The sequence below is a fragment of the Anaerobacillus sp. 63XJN7_5_ISO-PGPR-S23-430 genome, assembly GCF_056173695.1.
The window spans coordinates 269,120-287,676 of the sequence record NZ_CM149686.1 but is presented as its reverse complement, the minus strand read 5'-3'; the positions used below and the strand labels follow the sequence as shown (position 1 = coordinate 287,676).

Annotated in this window: 23 protein-coding genes; 3 read left to right on the top strand and 20 right to left on the bottom strand. The window is 36.9% G+C overall.

Features of this window, described 5'->3' with window-relative positions; all coding sequences use genetic code 11:
• Positions 1-103 precede the first annotated feature (103 nt).
• The 17 genes from AC0VYJ_RS01675 to AC0VYJ_RS01595 form a co-directional block, all read right to left on the bottom strand.
• Positions 104-967 carry a hypothetical protein gene (locus AC0VYJ_RS01675; protein WP_475366354.1) on the bottom strand — a complete coding sequence of 288 codons (864 nt, stop codon included), beginning with the start codon at positions 965-967 and terminating at the stop codon, positions 104-106.
• Positions 968-981: 14 nt separating this feature from the next.
• Positions 982-1,542 carry a hypothetical protein gene (locus AC0VYJ_RS01670; protein WP_475366353.1) on the bottom strand — a complete coding sequence of 187 codons (561 nt, stop codon included), beginning with the start codon at positions 1,540-1,542 and terminating at the stop codon, positions 982-984.
• Between the two features lie 14 nt (positions 1,543-1,556).
• Positions 1,557-2,657, bottom strand: coding sequence for a lysozyme family protein (locus tag AC0VYJ_RS01665; protein ID WP_475366352.1), 1,101 nt, complete (start codon positions 2,655-2,657; stop codon positions 1,557-1,559).
• Between the two features lie 2 nt (positions 2,658-2,659).
• Positions 2,660-4,582: a VirB4 family type IV secretion system protein gene (locus tag AC0VYJ_RS01660; RefSeq protein ID WP_475366351.1), complete on the bottom strand. Its 1,923-nt coding sequence runs from the start codon at positions 4,580-4,582 to the stop codon at positions 2,660-2,662.
• Between the two features lie 17 nt (positions 4,583-4,599).
• The gene (locus AC0VYJ_RS01655; RefSeq protein WP_475366350.1) at positions 4,600-5,238 is read right to left on the bottom strand and encodes a hypothetical protein; all 639 of its coding nucleotides are present in this window, start codon (positions 5,236-5,238) and stop codon (positions 4,600-4,602) included.
• Positions 5,239-5,550: a DUF5592 family protein gene (locus AC0VYJ_RS01650; protein ID WP_242057247.1), complete on the bottom strand. Its 312-nt coding sequence runs from the start codon at positions 5,548-5,550 to the stop codon at positions 5,239-5,241.
• Between the two features lie 35 nt (positions 5,551-5,585).
• Positions 5,586-7,172 carry a pLS20_p028 family conjugation system transmembrane protein gene (locus tag AC0VYJ_RS01645; RefSeq protein WP_475366349.1) on the bottom strand — a complete coding sequence of 529 codons (1,587 nt, stop codon included), beginning with the start codon at positions 7,170-7,172 and terminating at the stop codon, positions 5,586-5,588.
• 27 nt (positions 7,173-7,199) lie between these two features.
• Positions 7,200-9,719 carry a VirD4-like conjugal transfer protein, CD1115 family gene (locus AC0VYJ_RS01640; RefSeq protein ID WP_475366348.1) on the bottom strand — a complete coding sequence of 840 codons (2,520 nt, stop codon included), beginning with the start codon at positions 9,717-9,719 and terminating at the stop codon, positions 7,200-7,202.
• 12 nt (positions 9,720-9,731) lie between these two features.
• Positions 9,732-10,841 (bottom strand): hypothetical protein, encoded by a 1,110-nt coding sequence (locus AC0VYJ_RS01635; protein ID WP_475366347.1) that lies wholly within the window; start codon positions 10,839-10,841, stop codon positions 9,732-9,734.
• Positions 10,842-10,855: 14 nt separating this feature from the next.
• Positions 10,856-11,119 carry a hypothetical protein gene (locus AC0VYJ_RS01630; RefSeq protein ID WP_475366346.1) on the bottom strand — a complete coding sequence of 88 codons (264 nt, stop codon included), beginning with the start codon at positions 11,117-11,119 and terminating at the stop codon, positions 10,856-10,858.
• Positions 11,120-11,154: 35 nt separating this feature from the next.
• Positions 11,155-11,328 carry a hypothetical protein gene (locus AC0VYJ_RS01625; protein WP_475366345.1) on the bottom strand — a complete coding sequence of 58 codons (174 nt, stop codon included), beginning with the start codon at positions 11,326-11,328 and terminating at the stop codon, positions 11,155-11,157.
• A 65-nt stretch (positions 11,329-11,393) separates the two neighbouring features.
• Positions 11,394-11,987: a hypothetical protein gene (locus tag AC0VYJ_RS01620; protein ID WP_475366344.1), complete on the bottom strand. Its 594-nt coding sequence runs from the start codon at positions 11,985-11,987 to the stop codon at positions 11,394-11,396.
• Between the two features lie 265 nt (positions 11,988-12,252).
• The gene (locus AC0VYJ_RS01615; RefSeq protein WP_475366343.1) at positions 12,253-12,489 is read right to left on the bottom strand and encodes a hypothetical protein; all 237 of its coding nucleotides are present in this window, start codon (positions 12,487-12,489) and stop codon (positions 12,253-12,255) included.
• Between the two features lie 35 nt (positions 12,490-12,524).
• Positions 12,525-13,550 (bottom strand): DnaD domain protein, encoded by a 1,026-nt coding sequence (locus tag AC0VYJ_RS01610; RefSeq protein ID WP_475366342.1) that lies wholly within the window; start codon positions 13,548-13,550, stop codon positions 12,525-12,527.
• Between the two features lie 34 nt (positions 13,551-13,584).
• Positions 13,585-14,088: a helix-turn-helix domain-containing protein gene (locus tag AC0VYJ_RS01605; protein ID WP_475366341.1), complete on the bottom strand. Its 504-nt coding sequence runs from the start codon at positions 14,086-14,088 to the stop codon at positions 13,585-13,587.
• A 68-nt stretch (positions 14,089-14,156) separates the two neighbouring features.
• Positions 14,157-14,480 (bottom strand): DNA-binding protein, encoded by a 324-nt coding sequence (locus AC0VYJ_RS01600; protein ID WP_475366340.1) that lies wholly within the window; start codon positions 14,478-14,480, stop codon positions 14,157-14,159.
• A complete protein-coding gene (locus AC0VYJ_RS01595) occupies positions 14,481-14,741 on the bottom strand; it encodes a helix-turn-helix transcriptional regulator (RefSeq protein ID WP_475366339.1) in 261 nt (86 codons plus the stop codon).
• Between the two features lie 167 nt (positions 14,742-14,908).
• Between AC0VYJ_RS01595 and AC0VYJ_RS01590 the strand changes: the two genes are divergently transcribed.
• Positions 14,909-15,331 carry a helix-turn-helix domain-containing protein gene (locus tag AC0VYJ_RS01590; protein ID WP_475366338.1) on the top strand — a complete coding sequence of 141 codons (423 nt, stop codon included), beginning with the start codon at positions 14,909-14,911 and terminating at the stop codon, positions 15,329-15,331.
• 21 nt (positions 15,332-15,352) lie between these two features.
• Here AC0VYJ_RS01590 and AC0VYJ_RS01585 read toward each other — a convergent pair whose 3' ends face one another.
• Positions 15,353-15,793 carry a hypothetical protein gene (locus AC0VYJ_RS01585; RefSeq protein WP_475366337.1) on the bottom strand — a complete coding sequence of 147 codons (441 nt, stop codon included), beginning with the start codon at positions 15,791-15,793 and terminating at the stop codon, positions 15,353-15,355.
• A 285-nt stretch (positions 15,794-16,078) separates the two neighbouring features.
• On the opposite strand from AC0VYJ_RS01585, the gene AC0VYJ_RS01580 reads away from it, so the two are divergent.
• Positions 16,079-16,282, top strand: a complete 204-nt coding sequence (locus AC0VYJ_RS01580) for a hypothetical protein (RefSeq protein ID WP_475366336.1) — start codon at positions 16,079-16,081, stop codon at positions 16,280-16,282.
• A gap of 139 nt (positions 16,283-16,421) precedes the next feature.
• Here the strand turns inward: AC0VYJ_RS01580 and AC0VYJ_RS01575 are convergent, their stop codons facing one another.
• Entirely contained in the window at positions 16,422-16,589 is a 168-nt protein-coding gene (locus tag AC0VYJ_RS01575) for a hypothetical protein (RefSeq protein ID WP_475366335.1), read from the bottom strand.
• Between the two features lie 399 nt (positions 16,590-16,988).
• Between AC0VYJ_RS01575 and AC0VYJ_RS01570 the strand changes: the two genes are divergently transcribed.
• Positions 16,989-18,002: a DUF3231 family protein gene (locus AC0VYJ_RS01570; protein ID WP_475365789.1), complete on the top strand. Its 1,014-nt coding sequence runs from the start codon at positions 16,989-16,991 to the stop codon at positions 18,000-18,002.
• Between the two features lie 203 nt (positions 18,003-18,205).
• On the opposite strand, the gene AC0VYJ_RS01565 is transcribed toward AC0VYJ_RS01570, so the two are convergent.
• Positions 18,206-18,508 carry a hypothetical protein gene (locus tag AC0VYJ_RS01565; RefSeq protein WP_475365790.1) on the bottom strand — a complete coding sequence of 101 codons (303 nt, stop codon included), beginning with the start codon at positions 18,506-18,508 and terminating at the stop codon, positions 18,206-18,208.
• Between the last annotated feature and the right edge of the window lie 49 nt (positions 18,509-18,557).

Below are 18,557 nucleotides of genomic sequence, written 5' to 3'. Positions count from 1 at the left end.
TTGCTAAAATAGCACCATACGTTTGCTTTCAAATGAACTGTGTGGCCATAACACAGGCGATGTGTCGCTAACGTGTTCATAAATGAAGCACATATCAGGGACATTAACCCTCAACCATATTTCGTTTTTCTTTTAACATCGTGAGCTTTTCTCTTGTCGTTTGTATGGCTAGTTCACCGTCCGAAGCTTCTCGATTTAACTGATCTTTCTCATTTTCCAATTGATTGATTTGCGCATTGGTTTGTTCCTTCTCTTCCTCCGTTTCATAGAATTGTTCTGACTCTAATTCAACCACTTTTTGATCAATCTCTTTTAATCGCTCTTCGATCGTTTGAATCAGTTCCTCCTTTTCTTTAATTGTTTTTTTCGCTTGGTTGATCTTTTGTGATAGTGAAGCAACTTCATATTCCTTTTCCGTTTGAACTCTCAATTGGGTGTCTACTTTCACTTTGCGTTCGTCTGTATAGATGCGAGCTAACTCGTTGCTCTTCTCACCTCCTTTAGGAGGAGATGGTTCTCCTTGTATGAGTGATCCATTGGTGTTATCACCTTTGTTGATATCTAAAGCCATGACTTCAAATGAAGGACTCACCTTCTGGATGCTAACGACATATTGGTTTCCATTTTGATACTCAACGGAAGTTGGAAGATCTCGTTTTGGATACTCTTTTCCTTGTGCTACAAAGAGCAAGTTTTTATCATTTATGGTAGGTGAATTCTCAAGGTTCAATGTCACGATCATAAAATTCTTAGCCGGATTATAGATCCAATCTTCAACAATCAACTCTCCATATCCACTAATGGTTAACGACTCTTTCAAAGGGGTCTGTTGTACTTTTGCATGATCGTTGTTTCCGAATACAAGCCCTGAAAACAAAAAGAATAGAAGTAACATAACACTCGCACTCAAGGCGATAAGATACTTGGTAGAAGTGTTTTCTGTAATCGAATCTGCTTGCCTTTTCATCCATCTCCACCTCTTTATATTTCAGTAAAATCCGTCACGATCCATTGGTCATTTTGACGTTGGGCATGTAATTCTATAAACACTGGGGAAACTTGTTTTTGTTCATTTTCCAAGGAATAAAGAGTGTGTTTCAACCTCACTAACACCGTCGCATGATCATTTGTGAAATTACTTGCTTCGATGAATACTTGGACATCATTAACACCTGTTCTGGTATCCCCCTTGTAGGTATCTGTTGGGAAGAATATATTCCGCAGTTCATCACTCATAATCTTTTCAGCTTGCTTTTTTCGTTCTGGATACGTCTCTTTGCTTTGAACAAAAGCTACTTTTACAAAAGTCGATATTTGTTTTAACAAAGGATTATACTGTGATTGAACCTCTACTGGTTCTTTTTGTATAAGAAGTTGTTTTAGCTTGTTATTTTCTTCTGAAATAGTCTTGTTTTCATGCTGTAATTGTTGAATTTCTGCCTGGAAGTCTTCATTCAAAGACACCTGGAAGTCATAGATGTTAAACGAGGTGATGACCATTAGAACGACTAGAAATAACACAAAAATGATTTTTTTATTCATCCTATCAACGTCCTTTATAAGCCAAGATAAGGGGCTGGATCGATATCCGAACGGTACTGATTTTTCGTCAATACTTCAAAATGCAAATGAGGACCAGTTGAGTTTCCAGTGGTCCCACACTTTCCGACAGCTTCCTTTTGTTGAACGACTTCCCCTTCTGCTACATGCAATGAATAGAGATGAACATAGTGACTATATAAGCCACTCTCATGCTTGATAATCACGCTATTTCCGTAGCCTGTATTGCCCTTTCTAACACTGACAACTTGGCCGTTATCAACAGCTCTGATCGGCGTCACGGCGTTCGTACAAGCAAAGTCCATTCCACGATGCATGGTCCTAGTTCCATCAAACGGATCAATGCGCATACCATAGTCAGAAGTTTGGATGAATGACCCTGAGATGGGCATCACCCAATCGCCTGTTGGTTCAATTTCTCCCTCGACCACGCCACCTTTCAGATAGCTTAAGACGGCTTCTACATACCCAATATCTCCGTAACAAGCACCGGTAGCTGCTGATTCAGGACGAATACAAGAATACAGCCCGGTATGTTTCAACTCCTGGTACTTCATTCTTGAAAATTCAATGGCTATTTCCTTGCTGTATTCACCACTGTTATGAGCATTGGCATAATCAATAAATCCTCCACCAAAGTTGTAGGCTTGAAGGGTGAGCTTCACATCTCCTTCAGCTTTTTCTAACATGTTTGAAAAATAGCGAACGCCAACATTAATGCTCCGTTCAGGATCCTCAATACTGTTGGGAGGCAAGCCGAGTGACTCGCTCGATTGCATGACATCATTAAGCAATCCACCTGATTCTTGCATTGTCTTTGCCATCAAAAGCTCCACATAGTCGGAAACGCCATATTTAGCCGCATATTCTTCAAACAGTGGTCGATATTGCTCTACAGCTGCTGACACTTGTGCCGTTCCATTTACCATATCGACTGACTGCACCTGGTCATTGGAATGATTTTTTTGAAACCCGATTAACGTGGTAATCGCTGAAGCAAACAGAACCATTTGTAAAATAAAAAGAGCCATGGCGATTCCTATCAGCCATAGCCATACTTTTCTAGGTACAAGATGTAATAATAGTGACCATGGCATTGTTAAGCACCTCCACCAAACAAAGCTAATTCTTCATCCGATACCTCCACTTTAAAACGAATATTTTCAACCGCCCTGATACTTAGCATCGTCTCACCTGTTTGGAGATACGGAATGTCCTGTAACTCACTCTGACTTAACTGCCCAGTGAAAATCTGTTGCATCATCTCAAGATTATTACTATCCTGTTGCATAATGATTTTGTATTGCGTTAGCTCAAACAACTTCTTAATCTCTTCTACCATGCTCTGATCCGAACCCTCTGGCACAAAGTCTCGGATCGTATGACTTGCGTAGAGTAATCCACCAAAATACTTCCGTGCTTCTCTGCTGAATTTCGTAAGAAAATCAAGCGCACTTTCGCTTTTCTTTTTCGTATTAATGATGTGGTGGGCTTCATCCATCAAAATCAAATAACGTATCGCGTCTTCAAATGCTAGCTCCCCTCGATCATAAGCTTCAAATTGAGGAGCGCCATTTGTTAACATCGAATCCCATAACAAGTTCAGCACATTAAATAACTGAGCTTGAAAGACTTCAGCTCTCATTTGAGACAAGCCACGTAAGGTGAATGTGACGACTTGTTGTGAATCGAAGTGTTCCATCGTGGAGACCCCATTGAAGAGATGAGCATATGTTTCAACGACATTTCGAATGTTCAACTCAATGTTTTCTAGCCGTCTTCTTCGTTCCAAACTGACATTCTCCCTTTGCTTTCCTTCGCTAGTATTTTCATAGAGTTGATCTTCTACAAACGCAAGGAAGTCCGAGAAAATAGGATAGTCCTGAACAGACTGCTTTGTAATGTTTGACTCTTCCTCTTCTTTCCAAAGACCAATCTTTCCATAAAGTTTTCTTAAGAGATTCTCGTACTCTTTCAATTCACTATCCTTAGCTTCTGGAGCTAAAAACTTATAAAAGGTCGTCAACTTAGACAAGTGCTGCGTAAATGACGTATACTCGTCCTCAGCTGTCCGATAGACTTGCAATGGATTAATGACTCCATCAGATCCATCTAACGCAATTTGCTTACCTCCCAGCGCCTCCGTTAATTCTGCAAATTCCCCCGTAACGTCGAACGTTCGTACTTTATATCCTTTGATTGCATTGTCCAGCATGATTTTCTTTAGAAAGGTCGATTTCCCAGCACCCATTGCGCCGACCATAACCCCATTAAAACTTTTTCGTTGATGGTCCCTGTGAAACAAATCAAAAAGGACGTTTCCGCCCGTCATGGTCGTGCCGTAAAACGTGCCATAAGGATCATTTAAACTTGTGAAATGAAATGGAAATCCTCCTGCTAATCCGATTGTTGGAATCGGTTGGCCATCACGCTTGTTTAGGTAGTGAGACTGATCACTGTAATTGGAAAGTAAAGCTTTCCATTCATATTCTTGCTCATTTAAAAAAATGGAACCTCTAAAGTTTTCATCTTGTAAAGTCGATAAAACCACTTTCACTTTATCTTCTAATTCTGCTTTTGTTGGGGCACTTACATAATGCCTCAGATGGATGCGTTTCACGACTTCCCCTTCCTCTGAGACCTGATTGTATAGCTCCTTTAAGTCGTCATAGTTGTTTTGGGCTTCAATGATCCCGGCGTTATCCCTTTCGTTCATGATTCTGGAACTCTGCTCTGCCATTCCTTTGTTTAAACCATCACGTACCTTTAACCGATCATCCGATATAACATCCATCGTCGTGATCACATGTTCCATATTAAAAATCGGTTCTAACCAAAAGTCCGAGACGCTTTTTGGAAAAGAATAGACATGAACGCACGCTTCATATCCATCTCCTTTTCTTATAAATGACTCTTGAAAGCTCATCCCACCTTGAGGTTGTATATGCGCAAGGAGGTAAGGGTTGTAACCGATTGACTTCGTTTTAAGCTGTTCGCTACTCTTGCTCGCAAATTTGAACAATTGTCGCTCACCTTCCTTTATAGTTTGGAATTCTGATTATAGAGCTTATAAATCAAATCAAGTTTTTTCTCTTCCGTTAATTCAATCAATGGAGCAACTCTTCCTAAGTAACGTCTACAGTTATTCCGATATTCCGATAGTTGCTTGAGGCTAGCCGCGTAGATAAATAAATAAAACTCTCTATTCGTCCGGTGCGTTTCTAAAAATTGAAGTTCCTGACGTTTTTTCAATAAGAATCTTTCATATAAAGGAGCTGAGTTCTTCTCGATTTTATGGTCGATTGCACGCAATTGTTTCTGTATATCAACTGGGAAATTCATTGAAACGATTTTAATGTCATATGAAAAAGACTGAAAGAATTTAGCCATCATCATGATGTCGTATTCCGTCTCATGAGTAGAAGGGGAGTAAATGTCTTTACTTTGGAGCTGCATGATGTCCATATAGCCCTTATTTTCTTGCAGTGCAAACGCCCCATCTGAAGTCATATCGCAAATTGAAAGAATGTCAGCAACGGAAGCTTTAACTCTTGCCCGTTTTGTCTTACGCCTCTTCTTCCGTTTATGTTTTTTCAAAGTGATATTTTCATCAAAAAGGGCTGGTTGCTCTAGCCTTTCTTCATGAAATATTACTGGACGATTTTCTTCTAAAGCCACTTAAGATTCTCCTTTCTCATTTGCCTGAGTATCCATTGAGCAGTAAGTAACCCGGTTCCGAATTACAGCCAAAAACAGGGCTTTACCCATGCGCAACCCTGGATTAGTTTTAGGTCTTATCAAACAGGACAGTGTCAAAATGATCCAAAAGAACGTGTAGTACCATACTAGGGAAGGATGTACCACATAACGGAAGGTAAAACCAAGTCCTCCAAGAATTAATACCACCAGTAAGTCCTTAAGGTAAAAAAGACGGTTGAGCTTAAGCTCACTTCCGATTTCTAAAGGGATTTTATATTGCAAAACAATCATTCCTCCATTAGAAAAGCGTGAATAAAGTCTATCCTTTATTCACGCTTCTTGAATTTATTTTTCCATTTTTCAGTTGTATTTCGTGATAAATCATAGGTGCGTTTTGCTCCTATAATCTTTTCATTCTGTTTCATTCGCTTCTCCACATTATCTTTCAAATATTGTCCAACCGTGCGATTTTCAATAGGTTGTTGCCTTGTTCGCTGTTGTCCTCCATTAACAGAAGAGGAAGGATTTGATTGCTGATTGTATCTGCTTAAAGACTGCATAGGGCTTGGCTCTTGCCTATCTTTAAGTTTATTTCCCTGAGTGGACGTGCTTTTCGTAGGACTAGGTGTTTGCTTGTTTTGTTGTGATCCATTGGACTTTCCTTTGCCTTGCCCTCCAGCTATTCCAGCCAAGGCACCTGCAGCACCAGCACTTGAATTCATCACGGCACTTGTTCCTCCACTCGCAATAGCGCCAACTGTTTTTTTCGTAACTGGGCCAAGCGTTTTAGTAGCAAGGTACCCTCCCATCGCTACATGCCAGGCATTTTTTAATCCTGCATCAATACCGAATAGTTTCTGGACAATGTTCGGTCCATCGATAACGGCTAAACTTCCTGCAATGAGAGCGATCAAATATCCTATCCCCTCTAAATTTTCGCCTATAAATACGGTGTAATACATATACACTCGTAAACTGAGGAAAATCATAATAATTGAAGCAAAAATACTACCGATGTTCTTAATGATGGCTTTCAGCCGTTGCCCAGTTGAAATATCAGCGTAGGCCATAATAAGAGCCACTACATGATTGAATCCAAGTTCAAAACATAGTTTGGCCACCTTAATAGAAATCAAGACCATGGTAAAAGCCATTACACCAAGCGTAACCATAGCAGTTAGCCAATCGACATGCCATCGATAATAATTTTCTGGTAGAAAATCAAATAACCCACTTTTGCCTAACTCGACTAACCCTTCTTCTCCATTCGATTCTAAACCCACTTTATTCATTATGATTCTTTTTCCTTGCTCAGATAACTGATCACCGTTTGCCTTCTCAAATTCTCGTGTAAGGGTTTCATTTACAGATATCTTATCGATATTATCTGAACTAACATAATGCTGTTTTTCTATATCTGGATTTTCCCAGTCTGTTTCATCATAGACTGCGATATCTGTAATGTAGTCCATCATTACCCGATCAGAAGTAGTAAAAGAGTCAGTATTAACCTGCGCAACATCTACAGCATCACGGGTAAATTCATTAACTTGTCCCATTCCAAAAGCTAAAAGAGTGATCGTCATGATAGAAATGAATATATTCATTGGTATATCTGCCCGGTTTTTTTCTTTATTAAAAATTAATCGAAAACCAATCATCGCCAGTGAAAAAGCTAACAAGATGTAAAGTCCAGGCTGGATCGTATCCAGAAAATCTTGTACTGGTTCACTCATAAAAAAATCGGTCAGCGTTAATACATTGTTTACCATGCCTTCTAAACCATCAACGATCATTTTCAAGAATAATAGAATGCCCCATCCCATAATTCGTAAACCTGATATAAATATATTATTGGTGGTCAAGACATCAGAAAACTGAAGCAGTTTTTCTAGGAGCTCTTCATCTGACATGTTTTTTCTCCTCCTTACCGGACTGAATTACACATAATTCTTTTCTTCCTCCTTTTCCGTCTCAGTTTTCAACTTATCAATCTGCTTTTGAATATGGCTAAATACTTGACGACTAATTTCGTGACCTTCACCTAAGAGTTGTAAATGGAATTGAAATGCCTCCATAGGCTCCTCTTTCATCTCTTGTTCACTGTGTTCTAGTAGAGGCGCAATATGCTTTACTATCATATGGAGCGTGCTCTTATCAAAAAATTGGCCTACATTCTTTTGGATCCATTGATCTCTATTAATGTCCGTTACTTCTAACCTTGCAGTTTTTTGACTTACCTTCTCTTCCTTTTCCTTTTCTCGATGAGAAACACCATAAAAATCGATAACCAAATCTTTAGGGTTAATGTAGCGATGAGGTGTATCAATTTCCTCCTCAGTAATGGATCGCTCTGTGTTAAAGTCAACACTCAAATACGTATGAGCATATTTCATGCTATGCTTCCCGGTGTTGTAAATTGGAAATGCGCGTATCTTTCTCCCCTTTTTGTCTCGTCTCATTAACACGCGACGAACAACAGTATCTCCTTCCTCCAATTCCTGTAGCTCATTGGCAGTTAGTAGATCTCTTCCTTCCGTACTCTCTGTTCTAGATTTATCTAAGGAAAAGGTAGTGCCTGATCGCGTTTGTGTGTTTAGTGTCCTTTTACCTAACTTGGAAGAAAAGGAGGATGCAGAGTCGTAATCAGCACTTAATATATAGATTTCATTTCCACAGTTCCCCCGGATTGTTGCCTGGCCATCTTCTCCATATAAATCTTTTAATTGAGCATATGATTGGATCACAAGGTGAAAGCGAATGTTTCTTCCTAAACAAACAGTGATTTTATTATCCATGTCAGCAATAGCCGGCATATTGCCAAATTCATCTAATAGAAAAACAACTTCACGCATACATTTCTGTCCTTTAGCAATAGCTGCGTTTTTAGAAAGGATATAATACAACTGACTTACAAAAATTGATGGGATGGCATGGGTCGAGGTATCATAATCTGGCGTAACCATGAATAGGGCAATTGGCTTCGTAAAGTAACAAATCCGTTCCACTGTAAAGTCGTTTTTGCAATTCGAGGTATAGGAGAAGGTGACTCCCCCCTTTTGTTCATCGATTTCATTTATCTGAATTGATAATTTCTTCTTTTCTCTTTTTTCATAGTTGACCTTTTGCTCATTGGACTGGTTTCTTTTTTGTTTCTCAGACAAAGGCACTTCATCTTGAACAATCGTGATAATGTCTCCAGTAGCTAATTGTGACGAAAAGTTAATATTCCAAGTGCCCCCTTCGCCCGATTGATTGGTTTCCGTTGTGCCATCAGGAAAGGTAACATACACTTTTGAGAAAGCACTTCCCCTCCCTTTAATAAATTGACCAAAACCTACTTTTTTCAAGTCTAATGAATTTCTAGCTGTCATTTTAGCTGTTTCACTCATCGTAAATTTAGTAAGACCATTCATTGCTGTAGTAAAGATACTTGATCTCGTATTTCCTTTGGAAAAGTTACTAGTGGCATACTGTTCTTTAGCAATGTGTGATTGCGGCAACTGTTGAAAAAACTGATCTAGTGCATTGTATTCTTGACCATTTTCATCCATCTCATTTTTAGTTCCCAACTCAGATAACATATTGGCAACAGTATACATCGTGATTTTTTCCTTTGTTCCTTCGGTAATACACTTTTCAGTTATGGCAAGAATCATTGCATTGACAAGGGACTTTGCTGAGTCATCCCACATGGGCTCCTTAGCTTGAGGGTTATGGTAAAGCATGTGGGTAATGGTTTCACAAAGCGTTTGAGCAGTGGAATAGTCCCCATCTAAATAAGCCTGTTTGACAAGTTCAAGTAAATTGAAACTCATGCTTTGCATTGGGTTCATTAAATTAAGAACTTCAACTTCATATCCACGTCTCACAAGTGTCTCCCGACTTGATGCAAAGAGCTCCCCTTTAGGATCATTGATCACGAGTGAAGGCTGCATTTCCGCCCGGGAATAAGCATCAATTGTAGGGATCACATACGTTTGTCCCTTCCCACTTCTTGTCGTACCGATAATTAAATTGCTCACTGGAGAAGGATCAATGTAGGCTTTCCGACCTTTTCTGGCTAATACTGGACCACCTTTTCCTTTATAAGCGTGCTTCCTATCTGGAATAATCTTGTATTGTTTTTGAATTTCCTTTCGTGTGGCAAAACGCTGGGAGCCCTTTTCATCGGTTCCAATCGCTTTAAAATTACTTTGCAATTTATAAACCATCTGAGCGATACCTAGTAAACTTATAAAAGCTAATATGCCATAGGCTAATGGAAATTTTTTTATCTGAAACTCCGTAAAATACGAAAGGTGAATGACTAACGGTTGGCTAAATTCAGGAAACGTTTGAATCGTATCCAACATGGCATATCCTAAATTCAAAATAAACGTACCGATCAACATCATCATAATAAAAAAACAGATGCTTAATGGTATAAGCACCCGTTTTCTAGCAAGGATCGCTTTCAAATTCATCGCTCCTTAGATATTTTTTTGCTCCTCCATAATCGCGTTTCTTTGCTCCTTTATTGATTTAATTTTCTCCTCGTCTTTATCCTTTGATTTTTCCTCTTCCTCTAATTGGCTATTAAGCTGCCTTAGTTGCTGATCGAGATCTTCATAAGTTGTGATTTTCTTATTCAATTCATCACTTTTTGCTTTACTGGCCATTTTCTTAGCTTCATCTAATTGATCTAGATTCAAATATGCCAATCCTTTTTCTTTATACCGTTCTGATGTCATAAGAACATCTTTTACCGCAACGGCCTTTGAGTAGTCTTCCGAATGATAAGCTATCTCAAATTCTCCTGCTGAACTCGGATAAGATTCTTGAAAGCTTTTCAGCTCCTCGATTCCATGGAGTTGCATAATCTGACTAGCTAGTATTGACACGTTTTCTTTTCCTGTCTCATTGACGGCTTCTTTATAGTTTTTGACCGACAAAAGAAAATGAATCAGAACTTCTTGTTCAGAGTCACTATGCTTTTCATTCGCCTGCAACTTAGTAATGGCCTCATTCACATCTCCAGTGATACCCTTTTCATAGATAGTTTTTATTGCTTTCACTTCAGCAACTTCTACATTTGCTTTTTCAAGTGCGTTATTTTTACTGGTTGCAATAGTAGCTAGCACTATTGATGACAAAATAGCTACAACTAACAGACTTGCGAGAGTACAAGTAAAAATCTTCACGCGATTACTTAATTGCTTCCAGCCGTTCGTTTTTACTGTATTCTGTTTTGCTAACTCAGTTAGATCCATTTGATAAGAAGCAGGGGTATTGGCATTTAAATTTTGAAGTAAATTATCACGCTCAGTTTCTTGTTGTTCATTCTCCATCGGTAGCTGCATGAGCTTCAAACAGATATGGTTATAAATATTCGTTGTATCATCAGATCCCAACACATAAGTGCCGGAATACAACTTCTCACCTTTGTCATTTGAAATCATAAAATCAAGAGGAATCGGTTCAGAATTTTTCTTTTTCCATTTCTTATCTAACACAGCTGTTTTCTCTACAGCCTTTTGAAATGAGTAAGAATGAAAACTAGAAATCTCTCCTTCTATTTTCGAGGTAAAAAACACTTTCATTTTTTTCACTCCCTTTAAAAGACCACCTGGCTATCAATGTATTGAGCAATGGCAGTAGCTCCCATTAAAACAACTAATCCAGCTGCACCACCGATAAACCACACGATAGAACTTTGTCGCCCTCGAACGCCTCCCCATATCAAATGATAGGCGCCAATACCAAAAGCGATAGCTGCAGATACAATACCGAGTAGTTGCATGGCAGTAAGAATAGCTGCACCTGTGGCTTTTAAATTACTAATTGCATCTAAAAGAACCAAGTCTGTAAACATACTCATAAAAAACACTCCTTTTACAATTTTCTATTGTGTTATTAATCATTCAATCTTTTATAATGGATAAGAGATTTCATAACAACCTGTTGATTTTCTTGAATGTATTCCTGATGTTTATCATGTAACCAATCGTTATATGATAGCTCCTGTATCGTAAGAAGCGTTTGAACAAGCTCTTTCGATTGTTTAAGCTCACGATTTGTTGCTCCCATGTTCATCACCTCCTGTTACTAGATGTAAGCATAAAAAAAGAAGCGATCTTTTTAGATCACCTCCTTTAGGATGCTGTAATTTCTATAAATTTTTGAATTGCTTTTTCTTTTTCATCTTCAGAAGGGAAGTCAACACTTCTTAAGGAAACATACTGTTTTAATATCCCATTTTCATACAAACCTAAGGTCTCAAATTGAATATTCTTCAAACCCAGGTCTTTTAATTCTAAATTGTTGTCTAGCATTTCAGGCGATTGGGAATTAATTTCTTTTACGTTTATATCGTCAATGTTTTCGCCCACAAATTTTATGTTAGCTTTACGTTCTTCCTCATCTTCCGTGCTGTTAATCAAGATATAAGCTGTATCGTTATTCTGAATATATTCTTTCATTTCTTCTGGTGATAAAGACTCGACTTGCCCTGTGGTCCATTGAGATCCGCAACCGGTAATAATAAATGCAAATATGAATGTAACCAAACAGCCGATCCAACGCTTTTTCATCAGATCATTCCCTTCTTGAGTGGTTGTATTAAAAACAATTCTAACACCTACCCAAACAGGAAACCACATTTTACCAAAACTAACATACTTCTTTTTTAGAGATTGTTTGTGGCTAGTAACAATCAACCCTATGCAGACTGCATTATATACTGACATGCTCTGCAATGCACAACGTTTTTAGCATAAACGAAGAACTTTATGTATCTAGGTCTTACTTTTGAAAGCTTCATCAGTATGAAACCTCACCTCCATAAAGCAAACCATCCTCAATACAACGCTTACCAGGTCACTAGATGCGTTTTACGTCACACGCATCAAACGGTTATCGACTACTAGAAAAGTTCTGCGACCAATTCCTTTCCTAGCATAGATATATGATTATCAATGTGCAATAAGTGCTGTTAATACACTTGAAAAATTCCTATTTTACTTTTTTTAAAGCACTTTCAGGATTTTTACGTTTGGCAATAGTTCTAAATTGTTTATCCTTTACGGTTCGAATGCGATAGTAGATTGCAGATAACTTCTCAACCATACCGTCATTATCAACCGCCCACAAACCATGTACATCAAACCTTTTTCCTTCGAACGTTTTAATAGAATATGCTTGAGAAGAAATATCATAAAAAGCGAAATGCCGTCGATTTGAAATGGACATAGAATCTCCTCCATTTTTAAAGCTTTCTATCACACCTATGGATCACCTACGACCCTCAGCTTTGTTTTTGATCGCAATACCTCTTCTGCAGTACTTTTACCGTCACGAATAGCGATGATGTCTTCTTTAGATAAGTCATAACCAAAACAATTTGCCTTTATTATTTCGTCTGGTTCTTTTTTATACTTAATTCTTAAATTGATAATTGTCGCAACATCTTCAAGTCTTGGTTGTTTCTGTTCTGTATGTTCTGCTGGATTGTATTCTTTTCTAATCCATTCTGGCGTAACTGACTTGGAATGTTGTTTAGAGACTGGACTCCTGTTGTATTTATTTCTTTGAAGCTGATGTTGAGATTCTTCAGACTTTGCCTGATCTAGCGTTCGTATCCCTTTGTTTACCCACGATTGTAGAATACTTTTCACATAGCCCCAATTTAATTTACCTCGATACAAGGAACGTTTCATTGCTTCTATTACCAGCTGATCTCCCAGTTCATCACTCCAAGTCACTATTTCCTTCATAAGATAAGGACGTATCACACCAAAGTTCTCCTCAAAAAAATGAATGGCTTCACTAGTTGATTTTTCAGAGGTAGTTGTATTTATCAATTCTTGTACATTCTTTACTTCTTTAAATTCTCTTTCATTCTTGTATGTGTCTATTTGCTGGTGTTGTGATGGTGATAAGCTGTCTTTTTGAAGGTCATTTCTTGGTGATTTGTTGTCGTATTCTTCACTAGTTGATTGATATAACCCCCAATTATCAACAGTTATGACGCTATATTTGTTGGTGGACTTGATGCTAATCACACCATCCTCTTCCAACATTTTGAGGTAGTCCCTGACAGTGGATTCCTTCATATCTAATTCGGACGCAGCCTTTTTTCTTCCAAAGATTAATTGCCCAGGCTTAAGCTCTATTATTTGTCTTCCGACTCTGACCTCATTGGTTTTATGACTTGATTTTGCTAGGAAATAGATAAATATTTTTAACAATTTTTCATTATGAAAAATTGCACTATGAAGGATTTTTCGATGAAGCTTTACCCATCCTTGCATTTCTCAACTCCTCCAATACTGAAATATAATGGAGTTATCTTACGTAACCCTTTGCCTTCATCTCAGTATGGTGGTCTTCCCATATCCTTTTCCATTCAATATTAGTTGAATCTGACAAGGTAGCTAAATACCATATCGAAAAGTGAATAACTTTAGCAAGTTCTTTCGTCAAAGTTTGAATCTCTTGTTCATGCCATGAATTTGTTCCTTTTTGAACCCTAGTAAGAACCTCTAAGACTATTTTTAACTGCTCATTGAGTTTTTCAAGAGCACAATTTTTTAGGTCTATAGCTGCTGGTCCATCCAGATCCTTGATACTCCATCCGAGATACTCATTGATCGCTTCTAATGCCAAGAAAGGATTATTATATTTCTCTATGAAATATTTTGTAGTGACCGGTGGTATCTTCCTTTCCCCACTCTCCTGCTTAGAAATGTATTCTCTCGATTGAAACATTTTTATTGCCAGTTGCTGTTGCGTTTTCCCTATCCCTTTTCTCATATTCTTCATTAATTGTGCTGATTTACTCTCTTTCACTGACTTCGCCCCCCTTCATTTGTTGTACCGTTTCCATTCATTTAATGATTTATACTAGATTTATCGAACTAGATTACTCCGAAATTTCTCTCAGGAGCTACTTTGTTAGAAACATCTACATTGTCTCTAATCCAATCAATCACAAGGTCTTTCGGATAAAGAGTACGACCTCCTACGTGAACCTTGGGAAAGTCTTTTCTTTTTAGTATATGGGCATCTAAGGACTGTACACTTACATTGAAGACGTGTTCAGATAGTTTTGTACGATCTAACAAGTAAGGTAATTCATTTTCATTACGGACATCTTCTTGAGCTTTCTTAGCAATATCATAAAAAATATCGTAGACCTTATTGTTAAAATCAGCTTCCGGTTGCAATTTAGCTTCAAACATTTAGATCAATTCCTTTCTTATAGTAGATTGAACAAAAGCTAAATCGTTTGTATGAGATTCTTGTACCTGTTGACCAAACAAATAATAGACATCCTCCTCTAACACTCTCGCTATTAATATAGCTACCTTCAGCGTAGGCGATGAATAACCATTCTCCCAGTTGGCAACACTTTGTCTACCCTTATATCCAAGATATTCTGATAATTGCATTTGGCTTAAATTTGCTTGTCTCCTTGCTTCCTTTAAACGATAATTCTTCATTTCTTCACCCCCTTCTGTATGAATACCTTGTACCAAAAGTATAAGTACAAGATTCTTGTATGTCAACACTTCTAAACAAGTTTCTTGTACATTTTATCGGAATATAAATAAATAACCGAAAAAATGGTACAATAATCTTGTACATGACAAGTGAAAGGATAATAATCATGCTCTCACAAAGACTTAAATCTTCACGGAAAGCAAAAGGACTTACACAAAGTGAATTAGCAAAAAAGGTTAACACCACAAAAGGTACAGTTAGTAACTATGAAAATGGCTATAGTACTCCCTCTAACGAGATGTTGGTCAGCTTAGCCAATGCATTGGATGTCAGCGCGGACTATTTATTGGGAAGAACAAATAACTTAATATTAAAAGAGGTTAAAAACGAATATGTGAATGAACCAAAGGAAATGGAGACTTTAAAAAAAATATTTAAGCTCATGCAAAAGTACGGTATTGAAGACTCTTCGTTTTTAGACATAGACAAATGGGGCTCTATGGGGCCGGAACAAATCCGTGAGTTAGAGAACTATTTTCAGTATTTAGTTCAAAAGTCAAAAGATCGTGATGATCACTCGGGAGAATAAAGAAAAAAATATGAGGAAGGTTTAATCCTCATATTTTTTCTTTATTAATTGAAGAGCTTCGGAAATCAACTCGACTATTGTTTTGTCTTGTTCATAAGATAGTCGTCTATACTCCTTAAAGTCTTCAGGATAAATTCTGACACTTTTATAATTACTTTTAAGACTCGTTTTAGAACTATTTTTAGAATCATTATTTTCAGTTGATATTTCTACATGCACTAGTTCGCTAATCTCTTCATATTTAAATCCATTGACATTTTTAAAGTAAATCTTTCTCGTAGTATCTTCTTCTTCTTTTTCTATACTAAAATGATCTCTATAAATTTTAATCTTGTCAGCTTTGATTTTTCTATTAGATTCATAAGCTAATATCGTTATTGTCTTAGAGAGTTTCCCCGTTTCTTCATCATAAGAAATATCCAATTTATTCAATGCATTATAGAATCTCTCTCGATTCGTCATAGTGACATGAACCTCCCAATTTTCATATTACGATTAAGATATATATTTCAATAATAAAATAACACAATAATACTCGTATTACATCATTTAAAATCTGAATTAAGATCCACAATTATAGAGTTGTTGTTATGTAGTTAAAAAGGCACTGACAGTAGAGGTGCGTGGGTAGAGATTAAAAGACTTAGGGAATTTAAAAAACAACAAGGTGAAATGTTAAAGAGGCAAATGGAATCACTAACTTATATTTGTGTTATAATTATCAAAAATAAATTTGGAGGCCTAGCTATGTCAAAAGAAAAAATGAGCGAAGAAGAACTTCAAAAAGAGCTTGAACGTTTATATGAGATTGAAGACAAGCAAAGTGAAATTTTAAAAAAGCAAACCGGAAAAGGATTGTATGAACGAGTAAAGACTGATGGTAAGGGTACGGTAATAGTTGATTCCGATGATCCAATACAAAAAAAAGTTTGGGAATTAGATGAAGAGTGAGTATTAATTCAATAATTGTACTGCCAGTTAGGTCAAAGATATACGACGGGAATGACAGAACAAACAAAATCTTCGTTTGTTGAATATCCCTCTTGAACTCTAACGCTGCTATAATGTTGCAGAATCGCTCCGATTTAATTCAATAAAGAGAATAACTTGGTTTCACATCACTTTCTGTATAAATGTAAACTAGCATTAAGACACGTAAAACATCATTAAATAAAACAGCCATTAAACCAGCGCTGTTGAAACCAAGATAAATAGCACCAACAAGTAACAATAGAACCAAGAGAAGTTTATCCATCATTATCCACTACCTTCTCCTTTTAATTATTTCTATTTACTCCATTTATCTACTCAATCATTTCAATACCAATTATTTCAAATTCCAATGACTAACTCAATCTTTATTTTATTCAAATTAGAGCTTATCCTAATTACAGATAAGCTCCGAAATAACGGAACAAAGGACGTGATCCAATATCCTTGAATTGCCTTCAAAAACTACTTAATTAATGGCACAGAATATGGGTTAGGTAGACCTTGAATATCACCTTCTTTCAAAATGCTTATGATCAATTGTCTTTTTCGTATAGGGATCCTATTTTCGCGATCTTTATAGGATAAGCCACAACTTCATCTTACATATATAGTTACATAAAGGATAAACTGAAGGTTAGACCATATTTGATTTGGAGTGAAGACAATGGAGTTCATTCAACGTACCGGTATCAAATTAACATCAGCAGAGATAACAACTTTATGGGCTACATACATGAATGACAGTGGTTCCATCTGCCATCTAAAATACTATCTTAATACAGTGGAAGATACTGAAATTAAATCTGTTATTCAATATGCATTAGACATTTCACAATTGCACGTGAACACAATAACACAGATTTTTACTCAGGAAGGTTATCCTGTTCCTCATGGTTTTGAATTAAATGAAGACGTTGATGTGACTGCCCCGAGGTTGTTTTCTGATACTTATTTATTAAATAATGTTAATTATCTTGGTAAAATTGGTATAAATGTGTATAGCACGGCAACAACTGTAGCAGTCAGAGAAGATGTTTATAGCTTCTTTAGTCAGTGTTTACGGGAATCAGACAATCTTATTAAACAAACGAATGATTTATTATTGGCAAAGGGGTTGTATACTAGGTCACCATACCTCCCAAAACCTGAATCCTATGATTTTGTAAAACAGAAAAGTTTTTTGGCAGGCTTTTTTGGAGAAAAAAGACCCCTTACTGGTACCGAAATCACAAACCTATACACCAATTTTCAAAGAAACGCATTAGGGGCAGCCACACTGATTGGTTATAGCCAAGTTGCACAGGATGAAGAAGTAAAACAATTTCTGTTAAGAGGAAAGGAAATGGCAAATAAGCATTGTGAAATATTTGGTTCATTTTTAAAAGAAAGTGATTTACCCTCCCCTATGACATTGGATACAGAGGTTACTGATTCTATTACGCACACTTTTTCTGACAGAATAATGATGTTTTATACAACAAGTTTAATTGCACTTAGTGTAGGATACTACGGGGGAAGCATATCCATGAGTCCAAGAAGGGATATTGGGGTTATGTATAGCCGATTAATTGCAGAAATATTAAAATACGCTGAAGACGGGGCTAAGATTTTGATTAAACATGGATGGATGGAAGAACCTCCACGGGCTTTAAACCGTGATGAACTATTAAAACAGTGACGCAGCAATGGATAAAAGCAAAGTTCTTGAAGCAATATTTTGGAGTAATACATTACCTGGCTTTGCACGTATCCTAAACGGAAAAATATTATAAGGGTTCTTGTTTATAGTTTTGGAAACCTTATTTAACGTTAAATCAAACATGATTCGCTCCGATTTAATCGATGACTTGAAACTGAGATAAATCGGTTGATATTCTTCATCTACTCAAAATTCATAGGTGGATCTCGAAAAAGATCCCTTTTTTTCATATACTCGCTAGCTTTAGTTTTATTACTTTGATTTGAAACATATAAAGCTTCGTTCCTCTCTCTATAATATGAAATGAATTTTTCCTTCGAAATAATTCCCTCATCAATCGCATTTTTCACAGCACAATTTGTTTCTTTCGTATGAGAGCAATTAGAAAACCTACATCTCTTCGATAATTCAATAATATCCCTATATCCATCCTCTAAAGTAGCTTGAAAATCAACTATTTCATTTAGCTTCTTTTTAAATGTCATGGATTAACCCCTTATTCTTTAGTTATGCTAACCTATTACTTAATTTCAA

Excerpts from the sequence above, each read along its gene's own strand:
- AC0VYJ_RS01625 (WP_475366345.1), bottom strand. The coding sequence starts at position 11,328 with ATGGGAGCAACAAATCGTGAGCTTAAACAATCGAAAGAGCTTGTTCAA.
- AC0VYJ_RS01600 (WP_475366340.1), bottom strand. The coding sequence starts at position 14,480 with ATGTTTGAAGCTAAATTGCAACCGGAAGCTGATTTTAACAATAAGGTC.
- AC0VYJ_RS01575 (WP_475366335.1), bottom strand. The coding sequence starts at position 16,589 with ATGATGGATAAACTTCTCTTGGTTCTATTGTTACTTGTTGGTGCTATT.
- AC0VYJ_RS01665 (WP_475366352.1), bottom strand. The coding sequence starts at position 2,657 with ATGCCATGGTCACTATTATTACATCTTGTACCTAGAAAAGTATGGCTA.
- AC0VYJ_RS01620 (WP_475366344.1), bottom strand. The coding sequence starts at position 11,987 with ATGTCAGTATATAATGCAGTCTGCATAGGGTTGATTGTTACTAGCCAC.
- AC0VYJ_RS01610 (WP_475366342.1), bottom strand. The coding sequence starts at position 13,550 with ATGCAAGGATGGGTAAAGCTTCATCGAAAAATCCTTCATAGTGCAATT.
- AC0VYJ_RS01590 (WP_475366338.1), top strand. The coding sequence starts at position 14,909 with ATGCTCTCACAAAGACTTAAATCTTCACGGAAAGCAAAAGGACTTACA.
- AC0VYJ_RS01585 (WP_475366337.1), bottom strand. The coding sequence starts at position 15,793 with ATGACGAATCGAGAGAGATTCTATAATGCATTGAATAAATTGGATATT.
- AC0VYJ_RS01630 (WP_475366346.1), bottom strand. The coding sequence starts at position 11,119 with ATGAGTATGTTTACAGACTTGGTTCTTTTAGATGCAATTAGTAATTTA.
- AC0VYJ_RS01580 (WP_475366336.1), top strand. The coding sequence starts at position 16,079 with ATGTCAAAAGAAAAAATGAGCGAAGAAGAACTTCAAAAAGAGCTTGAA.
- AC0VYJ_RS01595 (WP_475366339.1), bottom strand. The coding sequence starts at position 14,741 with ATGAAGAATTATCGTTTAAAGGAAGCAAGGAGACAAGCAAATTTAAGC.
- AC0VYJ_RS01645 (WP_475366349.1), bottom strand. The coding sequence starts at position 7,172 with ATGTCAGATGAAGAGCTCCTAGAAAAACTGCTTCAGTTTTCTGATGTC.
- AC0VYJ_RS01615 (WP_475366343.1), bottom strand. The coding sequence starts at position 12,489 with ATGTCCATTTCAAATCGACGGCATTTCGCTTTTTATGATATTTCTTCT.
- AC0VYJ_RS01675 (WP_475366354.1), bottom strand. The coding sequence starts at position 967 with ATGAAAAGGCAAGCAGATTCGATTACAGAAAACACTTCTACCAAGTAT.
- AC0VYJ_RS01650 (WP_242057247.1), bottom strand. The coding sequence starts at position 5,550 with ATGATTGTTTTGCAATATAAAATCCCTTTAGAAATCGGAAGTGAGCTT.
- AC0VYJ_RS01570 (WP_475365789.1), top strand. The coding sequence starts at position 16,989 with ATGGAGTTCATTCAACGTACCGGTATCAAATTAACATCAGCAGAGATA.
- AC0VYJ_RS01565 (WP_475365790.1), bottom strand. The coding sequence starts at position 18,508 with ATGACATTTAAAAAGAAGCTAAATGAAATAGTTGATTTTCAAGCTACT.
- AC0VYJ_RS01670 (WP_475366353.1), bottom strand. The coding sequence starts at position 1,542 with ATGAATAAAAAAATCATTTTTGTGTTATTTCTAGTCGTTCTAATGGTC.
- AC0VYJ_RS01635 (WP_475366347.1), bottom strand. The coding sequence starts at position 10,841 with ATGAAAGTGTTTTTTACCTCGAAAATAGAAGGAGAGATTTCTAGTTTT.